Origin of the sequence: Cellulomonas sp. JH27-2 (genome assembly GCF_014837175.1) — a bacterium.
GTDB lineage: Bacteria > Actinomycetota > Actinomycetes > Actinomycetales > Cellulomonadaceae > Cellulomonas.
This window is the reverse complement of record NZ_JACYFR010000001.1, coordinates 786,981-800,164: the sequence shown is the minus strand read 5'-3', so window position 1 is coordinate 800,164 and position 13,184 is coordinate 786,981. Positions and strand designations below refer to the sequence as shown.

The 13,184-nt window shown below is 71.8% G+C and carries 12 protein-coding genes; 8 read left to right on the top strand and 4 right to left on the bottom strand.

The window, feature by feature from the left end; translation table 11 throughout:
- Positions 1–6 precede the first annotated feature (6 nt).
- Complete coding sequence (locus IC607_RS03890) at positions 7–384, bottom strand: phage holin family protein (protein WP_191785652.1); 378 nt, start codon at positions 382–384, stop codon at positions 7–9.
- A 41-nt stretch (positions 385–425) separates the two neighbouring features.
- Between IC607_RS03890 and hisC the strand changes: the two genes are divergently transcribed.
- From hisC to IC607_RS03865, 5 genes are all read left to right on the top strand, one after another.
- Positions 426–1,493: a histidinol-phosphate transaminase gene (hisC, locus tag IC607_RS03885; RefSeq protein WP_191785651.1), complete on the top strand. Its 1,068-nt coding sequence runs from the start codon at positions 426–428 to the stop codon at positions 1,491–1,493.
- A gap of 113 nt (positions 1,494–1,606) precedes the next feature.
- Entirely contained in the window at positions 1,607–3,778 is a 2,172-nt protein-coding gene (locus IC607_RS03880; RefSeq protein WP_191785650.1) for an Ig-like domain-containing protein, read from the top strand.
- A 179-nt stretch (positions 3,779–3,957) separates the two neighbouring features.
- Positions 3,958–5,175, top strand: coding sequence for a thiamine pyrophosphate-dependent dehydrogenase E1 component subunit alpha (locus tag IC607_RS03875; RefSeq protein WP_191785649.1), 1,218 nt, complete (start codon positions 3,958–3,960; stop codon positions 5,173–5,175).
- Complete coding sequence (locus IC607_RS03870) at positions 5,172–6,203, top strand: alpha-ketoacid dehydrogenase subunit beta (RefSeq protein WP_191785648.1); 1,032 nt, start codon at positions 5,172–5,174, stop codon at positions 6,201–6,203. The genes IC607_RS03875 and IC607_RS03870 overlap by 4 nt, the downstream gene beginning before the upstream one ends.
- A gap of 41 nt (positions 6,204–6,244) precedes the next feature.
- Positions 6,245–7,771, top strand: a complete 1,527-nt coding sequence (locus IC607_RS03865) for a dihydrolipoamide acetyltransferase family protein (RefSeq protein WP_191785647.1) — start codon at positions 6,245–6,247, stop codon at positions 7,769–7,771.
- Positions 7,772–7,854: 83 nt separating this feature from the next.
- Here the strand turns inward: IC607_RS03865 and IC607_RS03860 are convergent, their stop codons facing one another.
- The 3 genes from IC607_RS03860 to IC607_RS03850 all read right to left on the bottom strand — a co-directional run bounded on the left by IC607_RS03860 (position 7,855) and on the right by IC607_RS03850 (position 10,596).
- Positions 7,855–8,259, bottom strand: a complete 405-nt coding sequence (locus IC607_RS03860; RefSeq protein WP_191785646.1) for a hypothetical protein — start codon at positions 8,257–8,259, stop codon at positions 7,855–7,857.
- A gap of 3 nt (positions 8,260–8,262) precedes the next feature.
- Positions 8,263–8,658 carry a Rieske (2Fe-2S) protein gene (locus tag IC607_RS03855; protein WP_225224313.1) on the bottom strand — a complete coding sequence of 132 codons (396 nt, stop codon included), beginning with the start codon at positions 8,656–8,658 and terminating at the stop codon, positions 8,263–8,265.
- 87 nt (positions 8,659–8,745) lie between these two features.
- Positions 8,746–10,596 (bottom strand): MDR family MFS transporter, encoded by a 1,851-nt coding sequence (locus tag IC607_RS03850; RefSeq protein WP_191785644.1) that lies wholly within the window; start codon positions 10,594–10,596, stop codon positions 8,746–8,748.
- 229 nt (positions 10,597–10,825) lie between these two features.
- Here IC607_RS03850 and IC607_RS03845 point away from each other — a divergent pair, with 229 nt between their 5' ends.
- The 3 genes from IC607_RS03845 to IC607_RS03835 all read left to right on the top strand — a co-directional run bounded on the left by IC607_RS03845 (position 10,826) and on the right by IC607_RS03835 (position 13,183).
- Positions 10,826–11,467 carry a hypothetical protein gene (locus IC607_RS03845; protein WP_191785643.1) on the top strand — a complete coding sequence of 214 codons (642 nt, stop codon included), beginning with the start codon at positions 10,826–10,828 and terminating at the stop codon, positions 11,465–11,467.
- 136 nt (positions 11,468–11,603) lie between these two features.
- Complete coding sequence (locus IC607_RS03840) at positions 11,604–12,401, top strand: YcnI family protein (protein WP_191785642.1); 798 nt, start codon at positions 11,604–11,606, stop codon at positions 12,399–12,401.
- A 20-nt stretch (positions 12,402–12,421) separates the two neighbouring features.
- A complete protein-coding gene (locus tag IC607_RS03835; protein ID WP_191785641.1) occupies positions 12,422–13,183 on the top strand; it encodes a copper resistance protein CopC in 762 nt (253 codons plus the stop codon).
- Position 13,184 lies beyond the last annotated feature (1 nt).

The following is a 13,184-nucleotide window of genomic DNA, read 5'->3' as shown; positions in this document are numbered from 1 at the left end:
GGTGCGTCAGCGGTCGTCGCTGACCATCACCGACAGCGCGAAGCTGACGATCGAGATGATCAGGCCGCCCCACACGGCGGTCCAGAAGCCGTCGATGCGCAGGCCCCAGTCGGTGAACTCCGTGATCCACGCGGTCAGCATGAGCATGAGCGCGTTCACGACCAGCGTGAACAGGCCCAGGGTCAGGATGTACAGAGGGATCGAGAGGAAGGCGACGATCGGCTTGACGACCGCGTTGACGATCCCGAACACCAACGCGATCAGCAGGATGATGCCGACCTTCTGCCAGGTCGAGTCGTACCCGACGATGTCGAGGCCGGACAGCAGGACGGTCGCGAGCCAGATGGCGACACCGTTGATGAGGACGCGGACGACGAAGGACATGCCGCGATCCTGCCACCTGTCCCGGATGGCATGCTGGACGCGTGACCCGCGTCCCCCTGCGCCGAGCCCTCTCCGACCTGCCGCCCTACGTCCCGGGCGCCCGCGCCGCGGTCGGTGCGGCGGCGTTCAAGCTGTCGTCGAACGAGAACCCGTACCCGCCCCTGCCGTCGGTGGTCGCGACCATCGCGGACGCGGCGGTCGACATCAACCGCTACCCCGACATGCACGCCACGGAGCTGTGCGAGGCGATCGCGGGTTCGCTGGGCGTGGACCCGGAGACGGTGGTCGCCGGGTGCGGCTCGGTCGCGGTGCTGGGTCACATCCTGACCGCGGTCTGCGAGTCGGGCGACGAGGTCGTCCTGCCGTGGCGCTCCTTCGAGGCGTACCCGATCGCGATCTCCCTGGCCGGCGGCGTCGGTGTGCCGGTGCCTCTCGCGGCCGGTGGGCGTCTGGACCTGCCCGCGATGGCGGCGGCGATCACGCCCCGCACGCGCGTCGTGCTGGTCTGCACGCCCAACAACCCGACAGGCCCGTCGGTGCACGCCGACGAGCTCGACGAGTTCCTGGCCGCCGTGCCGGAGGACGTGCTCGTCGTGCTGGACGAGGCGTACGTCGAGTTCGTCCGCGACCCGCAGGCCCCCGACGCGATGGCGCTGTTCGCGGCGCACCGCAACGTCGTCGTCCTGCGTACCTTCTCCAAGGCTTACGGGCTGGCCGGTCTGCGCGTCGGCTACGCGGTGGCCCGCGCACGCCTGGCTGCGGGCATCCGCGCGGCGTCGACCCCGTTCGGCGTCTCGCACGTGGCCCAGCTCGCCGCCGTCGCGTCGCTGCGACACACCCCCGAGCTGCTGGCCCGCGTCGAGCGCGTCGTCGGCGAGCGCACACGGCTGCTCGACGGTCTGCGTGCGCAGGGCTGGGACGTGCCCGACAGCCAGGCCAATTTCGTCTGGCTGCCGCTGGGCGACGCGGCGACCGCTTTCGCCGAGCGGTCCGCTCGCGCGGGGGTCATCGTGCGGCCCTTCGCCGGCGACGGCGTGCGCGTAAGCGTCGGCGAGCCCGAGGCCGTCGACCTGTTCCTCGAGATCGCCGCGGAGGCCGCCCCGCGCTGATCGCGATGGCGACGCTTGTGATCGTGCGCGGTACCTGCGACACTCTTTCGCTGCTCAGGGTCGGACGACGACATTCCGAGGGCATCTCGACGATTCGTGCTCCCGGAGGAACCATGGCGCGCTTCTACTCCCTGCTGTCGCGGCGCGTGGCAATCGTCGCCGCGCTTGCCGGGCTCCTGGGCGGCGGGATCGCCGCCGCGCCGGCGACGGCCGCACCGATCTCGCTGGTGCACGGGATACTGACGGCTTCGGTGTCTGAGGTCGTGTTCGTGACCGTGGTCGACCCGACCGGAGCACAGGTTCAAGGAACGACCGTGACGATGACAGCCGACGTCGCGCAGGACTTCGACGTGACGATCGGCGACGCAGTCCGGGTCAGTGAGCCACTGCGCTTGCACGTCAAGGTGCAGGACGGCGACGTCGCCGTCGCCGGGGGGTGGTACGCCGGTGACGGGCAGAGGCTCGCGCTCGACCAGGCAGGCGCGCAGGCATTCGCCGTGGGGAGCTCGATCACGGCCGATCTGGTCGACACGGCGACAGTCTCCGGGATCGTGACGAACGGCGACCGGGCTGTGGGATCGAGGGTCGTCGCCGAGGGCGAAGGGTCGCAGTTCGTACCACAGACCTACGTCGACGACGAGGGCCAGTTCGACCTGCGTGGAGTCGACCCGCGTGTCGCCTACCGGCTGTGGCTCGATGCTGGACCTGACCATCTCGGCGGGTGGATCACCGCGGACGGGAGAACGAGCGACTGGGAGGACGACGCCTCGTGGATCCGCGACGGTCGACCTTCCTCGGTGGCGATCACGGTGGACGAGCCGGTGACCATCAGCGGACGCTTCCGGTCGTTCGACGGGCCGCTCGAGACGGTGACAGGCAGGCCGCGGCTGAACGTCACGGTGTGGGAGCGCCGCGCCGGGGAGCCCGACACCCGGAGCCAGTTCGGGGCAACCGTCGAACGGACAGGTGAGGTGGTGCTCACCGGCCTGCGCGCGGGGTCCAGCTACGTGATCTGCGGGCGGTACAACCAGCATGCGTATGGCGTGGAGGACACGAGCGCCCCTGGATGCTACGCAGGGCCGGGGAAATTCGTGGTTCCTGCAGTTGAGGATGCGACGGCGATGACGGCACCGTCGAGCACGTTCGACGCCGTCGTGCTCCGGCCGGACCTGTGGGTCGATGCCGCCTTGCCCGATCTGGTCGGGGACGCCGTGGTCGGCTCGACCCTGCGGCTCTCCGCTCCCATGCAGTGGAAGCCGAGCGGCGTGACGACTGACTACAGGTGGCTCCGTGACGGTGTCGAGATCCCCGGTGCGACAGACACGAGGTACGACGTCCAGCCCGCGGACCTCGGCAAGCACCTGACCGTCGACATCCGCGGGAGCGCGTTCGGGTACGAGCCTCATGACTGGGAGCTTCGCGCGTGGCCCGAGGTCGTCGGCCTGGGAGAGATCCCTGCGCCCTCGCGGGAGCCGGTGCTGACGTCGAAGGCGCAGGTCGGTCGTGTCCTCACGGTGGACCCCGGCACGTGGATCACCGGTAGCTCTCTCTCCTACAGGTGGCTGACCGTTGAAGGCACGGTCGTTCCCGGTGTGCGCTCGGCGTCCTTCGTCGTGCCTCCCGCGCTGGTCGGCCGCTCGCTCGTCGCGGAGGTGACGGCCACGGCGCCCGGTCGTGCCGCCCGCGTCGTCACCGTGTTCACCACCGCGCCGGTCGCGCCGGGGGTGCTGACGACAACCGTCGCGCCGCGGCTCGCCGGGACTGCCCTCGTCGGGCACAGACTCACCGCGTCGCCAGGCGTGTGGCCCAGCGGCACGACCGTCACCTACCGCTGGAGGAACACGTCGATCGCCAGGTCCGGGACGTCGTCGCCGACGTACGACGTGGGGCTGGCGGATGTCGGCAAGAGGGTCTCGGTCACGGTGACCGTGAAGAGAGCGGGATACGCGCCGTTCATTCGGTCGTTCACCACGTCCGTCGTGCCGAAGGTGAAGCCGACCGTGCGGTCGACGCTCTCTGCGACGAAGATCTCGACGGCCAAGCGCGTGAGCGTGGCCGTGCGGGTGACCGGCCAGTCGGGCCCGTCGGGCAAGGTCACGGTGACCTACGGGAAGAAGCACCTCACGACGACACTGAGGTCGTCGGCGCACGGCAAGGTCTCCGTGAAGCTGCCCGCGCTCAAGAAGGGCACCTACAAGGTGACGGTCACGTTCGCACCGACGGGGTCGTCGGCGCACTACCTGACATCCCGGAAGGTGACCGCGCACAGCATCACCGTGCGGTAGGGACCAGGCGACACCGCACGACGGGCCCGGTTGTGGACATCCACAACCGGGCCCGTCGAGCGTTGTGGGGGGCTTCCGCCACAACCTACGGATCCGTAGGCTACGGTGTCGTAGGTTCGAGAGACCCCCTCGGACGCAACGGAGCGGCTTCCCGGCCGCGGCACGCGAAGGAGCGACGCGTGAGCACGAATGCCACCGCCGACGCGACCGGCGTCGACACCCCCGACGGCATCCAGAACGCGCAGGCACCCACCCAGCCCGCCGGACCCCTGAGCACCGAGGGCCTGGTCCAGCTGCTCACCCCCGGCGGCGAGCGGGTGCACGACGAGCGGTACGACGGCCTCGTCGCGCACCTGGACGCCGACGCCCTGCGCGCGATGTACCGCGACATGGTGCTGGTGCGGCGCTTCGACAATGAGGCCACGTCGCTCCAGCGACAGGGCGAGCTGGCGCTGTTCGCGCAGTCGCTCGGCCAGGAGGCCGCGCAGATCGGGTCCGCCTACGCGCTCAGCCCGCTCGACCACGTCTTCCCGAGCTACCGCGAGCACGGCGTCGCCCACGTCCGCGGGCTCGAGCTGACCGACCTGCTGCGCCTGTTCCGCGGGGTGGACCACGGCGGCTGGGACCCTGCCGACCACGGCTTCCACCTGTACACGCTGGTCATCGGCTCGCACACCCTGCACGCAACCGGCTACGCCATGGGAATCCAGCGTGACGGGGCCGTCGGGACCGGCGACCCTACGCGCGACGCGGCCGTCGTCACGTACTTCGGCGACGGCGCCACGGCCCAGGGCGACGTGAGCGAGGCCCTGACCTTCGCCGCGGTCAACGAGGCCCCCATCGTCTTCTTCTGCCAGAACAACCAGTGGGCGATCAGCGAGTCGACCACGCACCAGGCGCGCGTCCCGATCGCCAACCGTGCGCCCGGCGTCGGCATCCCGGCCGTCCGCGTCGACGGCAACGACGTGCTCGCCACCTACGCCGTGACGCAGGAGGCCCTGCAGCGGGCCCACTCGGGCGGCGGTCCCAGCTTCATCGAGGCGTTCACGTACCGGATGGGCGCGCACACCACGTCCGACGACCCGAGCCGCTACCGCTCCTCCGAGCAGGAGGAGTACTGGCGGCAGCGCGACCCGATCGACCGGCTCCGGCTCCACCTCGAGTCGATCGGCGAGCTCCCCGCGGACTTCGTCGAGAAGCTCGACGCCGAGGGCGAGGCGCTCGGCGAGCACGTCCGCACCACCGTGCGTGGCATGGGCCGCCCCTCGCCCGCGTCGATGTTCGAGCACGTGTACGCCACGCCGCACTCGGTCGTCGAGTCCGAGCGCGCCTGGTTCCAGGGGTACGAGTCGTCGTTCCTGGAGCACGGTCACCACGGCGAGGGGAGCCACCGATGAGCACCACGACGGCGGCCGCACCCGCGGCGCAGGCGCCCGTGCCGGCAGGCACGCAGAAGATCACGTTCGCGAAGGCGATCAACCTCGGCCTTCGTCGGGCGCTCGCGGACGACGACAAGACGCTGCTCATGGGCGAGGACATCGGCAAGCTCGGCGGCGTCTTCCGCGTCACCGACGGGCTGCAGGCCGAGTTCGGTGCGAAACGCGTGGTCGACACCCCGCTGGCCGAGTCCGGCATCGTCGGCACCGCGATCGGGCTCGCCCTGCGCGGCTACCGGCCGGTGTGCGAGATCCAGTTCGACGGCTTCGTCTTCCCGGCCTTCGACCAGATCACCACGCAGCTCTCGAAGATGCACTACCGCTCGCGCGGACGCCTCACGCTGCCCGTCGTCATCCGGGTGCCCTACGGCGGCGGGATCGGCGCGATCGAGCACCACAGCGAGTCGCCGGAGGCGCTGTTCGCGCACACGGCCGGCCTGCGCGTCGTCACGCCGTCGAGCCCGGCCCAGGCGTACGCGATGATCCAGGAGGCCGTCGCGTCGCCCGACCCGGTGATGTTCTTCGAGCCCAAGGGGCGCTACTGGGAGAAGGGCGACGTCGACCTCGACGCACCCGCCGGCAACGGTCTCGACGGCGCGCGCATCGTCCGCGCCGGGACGGACGTCACGCTCGTCGCGTACGGCCCCACCGTGCAGACCGCGCTCAAGTCCGCCGAGACCGCCGCCGCCGAGGGCACCAGCATCGAGGTCATCGACCTGCGGGCGCTGTCGCCGCTCGACACCGCGACCGTGGCCGCGTCCGTGCAGCGCACGGGCCGCTGCGTCGTCGTGCACGAGGCCCCCGTCCTGTACGGGACCGGTGCCGAGGTGGCCGCCCGCATCACCGAGGAGTGCTTCTACCACCTTCAGGCGCCCGTCCTGCGGGTCGGGGGCTTCCACGTGCCGTACCCGGTCGCGAAGATCGAGCACGACTACCTGCCCAGCGTCGACCGTGTCCTGGACGCCGTCGACCGCTCGCTCGCCTTCTGACCCGCGCTCGCACCGCACTCGAACCACCGAGGAGTCCGTCAGTGCCCACGTACCAGCAGTTCCCGCTCCCCGACGCGGGTGAGGGGCTGACCGAGGCCGAGATCGTCACCTGGCACGTGGCGGTCGGCGACACCGTCGAGGTCAACCAGACCATCGTCGAGATCGAGACGGCCAAGTCGCTCGTCGACCTGCCCAGCCCGTGGTCCGGCGTCGTCACGCGGCTGCTCGTCGAACCCGGGACCACCGTGGACGTCGGGACGCCGATCATCGAGATCGACGTGGACCCGGGCGGTGCGGCTGCGGCGGCTCCGGCGAGTGACGAGGGGGCGTCTGCGCAGTCCGACGAGGCTCCCGTCGTGACCGGGTCCGTCCGGCACGTCGGCGGGGCAGAGCGGCACCGCGGCGTCGAGCCCGGCGGGGCCGACGAGATCGAGGCTGCGCGGGTCGCGCCCGCGGCTCAGGCGAGCGCGCCCGTCACCGAGCCGGCCCCCGCGGAGCGGCAGGCCGTGCTCGTCGGGTACGGCGTCGCGGACGCGGGCGCCGGTCGACGCCCACGCGCGGGAGCGGCGGCCTCGTCCGCCACCGACGGCACAGGGACGGCCGGCACGCCCGCAACGACCGGCACGCCCGCGTCACCGTCAGCTCCTTCGCCCGACCGCGGCCACCACACCCTGGCCAAGCCGCCGGTCCGCAAGCTCGCGCGTGACCTGGGCGTCGACCTCGACTCCGTCGCGCCCACGGGGCCCGGCGGGATCGTCACGCGGGAGGACGTCCTCGCGCACACCGCGCAGGCGGAGGCCCGCACGCTGGCCACCTACCCCGGCGACGACCAGCCGTGGCTGGCGTCGGGCACGGTGTCGTCCGACGGTCGCCAGACCCGCGTCCCCGTGAAGTCCGTGCGCAAGCGGACCGCGGAGGCCATGGTCTCGAGCGCGTTCAGCGCTCCGCACGTCACGGTGTTCCACACGGTCGACGTCACGCGCACCATGAAGCTCGTCGAGCGCCTGCGCGCCGACCGCGAGTTCGCCGACGTCCGCGTCACGCCGCTGCTCGTCGCCGCGAAGGCGCTGCTGCTGGCGGTCCGCCGGCACCCGGAGATCAACGCGTCCTGGGACGACGAGTCCCAGGAGATCGTCTACAAGCACTACGTGAACCTCGGCATCGCGGCGGCGACGCCCCGCGGCCTCGTCGTGCCGAACATCAAGGACGCGCACCGGCTCTCCCTGCGCGAGCTGGCCGACGGCCTCGCCGACCTGACCGCGACCGCGCGCGCCGGCAAGGTGACGCCCACCGACATGTCGGACGGCACCATCACCATCACGAACGTCGGAGTGTTCGGCATCGACACCGGCACGCCGATCCTCAACCCGGGCGAGGCCGCGATCCTGGCGTTCGGCGCCATCCGCGAGCAGCCGTGGGTCCACAAGGGCAAGATCAAGATCCGCCACGTCACGCAGCTCGCCCTGAGCTTCGACCACCGCCTCGTGGACGGTGAGCTGGGCTCGCGCCTGCTGGCCGACGTCGCGCGCGTGCTGGCCGAGCCCGCGCACGGCCTGGTCTGGGGCTGACGCGCCACGGTCTGACGCCGCGGCTGAGTCGGGCTGCGGCTGAGTCGTGGCCGCGGCTGAGTCGGGCTGGCGGCTGAGTCGGCCTATGCCGTCGTCGGGACCGGACGGCGCTCGACGAACCAGGCCGCGACGGCCAGCACGATTGCCAGGATCTCGGCGATCGCGCACGACCAGATCGGCACGCCCTGCCACTCCTCGTGCACGCCCATGAATCCGCCCGACGTGGTGGACAGCAGGAACGCGCCCAGGGTCGCGGCCCCGAAGCCGGCGGCCAGCAACAGCGGGATCCAGTGCCGCCAGATCAGCAGCAGCACGCCGATCACGAGCCCCGCGGCGGCGTTGATGAGAAACGGGATCGCGACGTCCGTGTTCTTGAAGCCCTCGAAGTAGAGCTGCAGGTGCACGACGCCGGACAGCAGCACGGCCGCCGACGTCAGCCCGCGCAGCACGGCCGACGTCGCAGGCGGCCCCGACACCCAGGTGCCCATGGCTCAGGCCTTCCCGGCGAAGACGGCGCCGTTCTCGACGTGCACGTCGAAGGCGGGCAGCGGCTCGGTCGCGGGCCCCGACACCGGCTTGCCGGTCAGGTCGAACACCGAGCCGTGGCACGGGCACGTCAGGTCGCTCTTGCCCGCCGCGACGGTGCAGCCTTGGTGGGTGCAGATCGCCGAGTACGCGGTGACGGTCCCCGCGGTGGCCTGGACGAGCAGGATCTTGTCGCTGCCCGACCTGGCTGACAGCGCGCCGCCCACCGGGATGTCGCTGACCTTCGCCAACGAGCCGTCGGCGCCCTGCGTGGCGGTCGGGGTGTCGGAGCCGCCGCTGCAGGCCGCCAGGACGGCGACGCCCGCGACGACCGCCCCAGCCGTGCCGACGCGCGTCAGCATCTGTCGTCGGTCCATGCAGCTGGTGCAGGTGCTTCCGTGCTCGTGCATCAGGGCCTCCGGTGGGGGTCGCGGATCGTGTCCTCGAACCTACTGACGATCGCTGGAAGCTGCCTGTGAACCGTCCGGCCCGGCCGGGTGCGGTCCCGGACCGGGGTTGACGCGCGCGTCCTGGTCGGCCTGCGCGACGACCGTCGCGGTCCCGCCCACGGCGGTGACGCCCTGGGGCCCGGCGGACCGCGCGTGGTCGTCGTCCATCCGACCCTGGATGCCCGACACGTTCCGCAGCGGCAGCTCGGGCAGCATGAACGCCAGCACCACGCCGATGACCAGGGCGATCGCGGTCAGGACCATGACCGTGTCGGTCGACTGGGCGAAACCCTCCAGGAACGGCCGCGCCAGTCGGTCATCGAGATGGCCGATGAACGACGAGTTATCGAGGTCCAGCTTCGCCTTGCCCTGCAGGATCTTCCCGACGAGCGCGTTGTGCGGCTCGGACATCACGTTCGGGTCGTTGAGCGCGGCCTGAAAGGCGGGTGTCTTCGCGAGCCGCGCGAACGCGTCGGCGATGTTGTCCTTGACCGTCGAGAACAGCACGGACAGGAAGATCGCCGTGCCGAGGGTGCCGCCCATCTGCCGGAAGAACAGCGACGACGACGTCGCGACGCCCATGTCCCGCACGGGCACGGCGTTCTGCACGGCCAGCACCAGTGGCTGCATCGTGAACCCGAGGCCCAGACCGAACAGGATCGACGCCCCGAAGACGAACGGCAGGTGCGTGTCTGCGCTGACCCGCGAGAACACGACCGCGCCGACGACCATGAGCATCGTGCCCAGCACCGGGAAGATCTTGTACCGGCCGGTCCGGGACGTGGTCTGGCCGGCGATCACGGAGCCGCTCATGATGCCGACCGTGAACGGGATCAGTGTCAGCCCCGCCTCCGTCGGCGACTGGCCCTTGACGATCTGCAGGTACAGCGGCAGCGTCGCCAGGCCGCCGAACATGCCGAGGCCGATCACGGTGTTGGCGCCCGCCCCCACCGAGAACGTGCGGTTCTTGAACAGGTACAGCGGCAGGATCGCGTCCGCCTTGGCGCGCCGCTCAGCGAGGAGGAACAGGACCACGCCGAGCACGCCGAGCGCGTAGCACGACACGGCCTTGGTCGAGTCCCAGCCCCACAGCCGGCCCTGCTCGGCGACGACGAGCAGCGGGACGAGGGCCAGGATCAGCGCCAGCGCGCCCGGCCAGTCGATCCTGTGCTCGACGCGCTGGAGGGGCGGAAGGTGCAGCACGCGCCAGATGACGAGGACGCCCACGATGCCGATCGGCACGTTGATGAGGAACACCCAGCGCCACCCGGCGATGCCGAGGATGGTGTCCGCGCCCGCGAAGAACCCGCCGATCACCGGACCCAGCACCGACGACGTGCCGAACACGGCTAGGAAGTAGGCCTGGTACCGGGCCCGTTCCCGCGGTGCGACGAGGTCGCCCAGGATGGTGATCGCCAGCGACATGAGGCCGCCGGCGCCCAGCCCCTGCAGCCCGCGGTAGATGGCCAGCTCGTACATCGACGTGGCGGTCCCCGACAGCAGCGAGCCGAGCACGAAGATGCTGATGGCGAGCATGTAGAACGGCTTGCGCCCGTAGACGTCGGACAGCTTGCCGTACAGCGGCGTCGAGATGGTGGCCGTCAGCAGGTACGCCGTGGTCACCCAAGCCTGCAGGGACAGGCCGTTGAGGTCGTCGCCGATCGTGCGGATGGACGTCGCGACGATGGTCTGGTCGAGCGCGGCCAGGAACATGCCGATCATCAGGCCGCCGAGGATCGTCAGGATCTGGCGGTGCGTCGGCGGGACGAAGCCCGACGGGCTCGGCTCGTGCGCGACGGGTTCCGGCGTGGTCGGGTCCTGCGGGTCTGTCGTGGTGCTCTGCTGCGTCATCAGACCTTCTCGGGCGGATTGCTGCGGGGGGCGGGGACTGGGTGGTGCGGGTGGCGAGAAGACTGGTGGGGCAGCCGGGGAGAGGCTGCCACGGGCGTCCGACAGAGGCGCGCCCCGCGCGCCGACCCGGCCGCCAGTGATCAACATCGCAGATGCCCGTGCGTGTTCCCCACGCTTTTGTCCAGAAAGCGCTCTCTCCTCGAAGGGACAAAACGGCTACGGTGTCTGCGTGATCACGCCGACGACGGGAGCGCTGCGACTTGCGCGCGCGGCCGTCGTCGCCGGCATCGTCGTCGCCCTGGCGGGCGGAGCCCACCTCCTGGGCGGGGGAACCCTGCCGCCCACGCTCGTGACGGTCGCCCTGGGCGCGTTGGTGCTGGCCGTCGCCGCGGTCGTCGCCGGGCGGCGCATGGGCTGGATCGGCTCGATCGCCCTGCTCGGAGCGGGACAGCTCGCGCTGCACGGCGTCTTCTCCCTGTTCGAGACCTCCGGGTGCGCCACGCTGGTGCCGACCGGGTCGCACGCCCACATGGACCACGCCGCCCACGTCGCGTTCCTGCAGGCCGCGGGCTGCAGCCCGAGCGGCATGGGCGCGATGGTCGGCGGGCTCGGTGCGTGGGCGATGGTCGTCATGCACGTGCTCGGCACGCTCGCCGCGGTCGCGGCGATCACCGGCGTCGACCGGGCCCTGTGGTGGCTCGCGGCCTGGCTGCGACCGCTCGTCGAGCGCGTCGCCGTCCCCGCGCGCCCGGCCTGGGCCCAGCTCCCGGTCGCGATCGACCACGAGTCCTTCAGCCGCCAGGTGTGGCGGCGTGCGGTCCCGCTGCGGGGACCACCCAGCTGGGAGCACCCGGTCCCGACCGCCCTCTGAGGCCCTCGGCGCCGACGACCGCCAGGTCGACCCACCTCGCAGGCAGCCCACGCACACCCGTCGCGTCCGGCTGCCCATCCGCGCGTGCCGTGGCGTCGAACCCCTCCCAGATCGTCCCTCGAACCCAAGGACTCCCATGTCTTTCCTCACCCGCAGGCAGTTCCGCGCCACCGGCGCCGCCCTCGTCGGCCTCGGCCTCGTCGTCGCCTCCGCGAGCGTCGCCTCCGCCCACGTCCACGTCACGCCGCAGAGCACCGCCGCCGGCGGCTACTCCGTGCTGACGTTCCGCGTCCCCACGGAGAAGCCCGACGCGAGCACCACGAGGGTGGTCGTCGACCTGCCCACCGACACCCCGTTCACCTACGCGGCGGTCCGCCCGCTGCCCGGCTGGGACGCGAAGGTCGAGGAGGGCAAGCTGCCGAAGTCCGTCGACGTCGAGGGGGCGACGATCACGAAGGCCCCGCTGCACGTGACGTTCACCGCGGACAAGGACTCGGCCGTGCAGCCGGGTCAGTTCCAGGAGTTCGAGATCCAGGTCGGCCCGCTGCCCGCCGAGGGCACCGACCTGGTGCTGCCCGCGCACCAGACCTACTCCGACGGCACGGTCGTGGACTGGGACGAGCCGTCCACCGGCGCCGAGGAGCCCGAGAACCCCGCGCCCGAGTTCGTCGTCACCGCCGCTGAGCCCGAGGGCGGTGCCACGCCGTCGGCCGAGCCGACGAGCGGTGCGACGGTCAGTGCCTCGCCGACTGCGGCCGCGCCCACGGCCACGGCCGCCGCTGCTTCTTCCGACGCCGCGCCCTCGTCAGCAGCGTCCTCGAACGACGAGCCGGACTCGCTCGCCCGCTGGCTGGGCGGGCTCGGGCTTCTGGCCGGCGTCGCCGCGCTCGTCGTGGCCGTCGTCACGTCCCGCCGCGGACGGAGCCAGGCGTGAGGTGGGGGATGCTGGAGGGCATGGCCCGACGACACGACCGTGCGACCGCACCCGCGACGGCGGCGCGCTCGCTCGCGCGGCGGCGGACGCTGCCCGTCCTGGTCGTCGGCGCCCTGACCGCGGTCCTGGGCGTGCTGGTCGCCCCCGCGGCCAGCGCCCATGACCAGCTCGTCAGCACCGACCCGGCCGACGGCTCGACCGTCGACGTCGTCCCGGACCACGTCACGCTCACGTTCGAGGACCCCGCCGTCGCGATCGGCACCGTCATCGAGGTCACCGGCCCGGACGGGTCGGTCGTCAGCAGCGGCGCGCCGCAGCTCGTCGACTCCGACGTCACCCAGGCCATCACCGCCCAGGACCTGCCCGCCGGGAAGTATGCGGTGACGTGGCGCGTGACCTCGCCCGACGGGCACGTCGTCTCCGGTGACTTCGCGTTCGCCGCGAAGTCGGGCAGCGGCGACGAGGCGCCGGCGCCCGCGACGACATCGTCGGCTGCGCCGTCCGACGAGGCGTCGGAGTCGGCCCCCTCCGATGACGCGTCGTCCGACGACACCGCCGGCATGCCGATCTCCAACCCGACCACGAGCCCCTCGGCGGCTGCATCGTCCGGCTCCGGTGGCGGCGCCGTCGCCTGGGTGATCATCGGCATCGGTCTGCTGATCGGTGTGGCGCTCGGCCTCCTGGGCTGGTGGCGCGGTCGTCGCCGCGCGGCAGACGGCAGCACGAGCGGCTTCGACACGGATGGCTCCGGCGAGACCGGCGTCGACGACGGCCGGGCGTGAC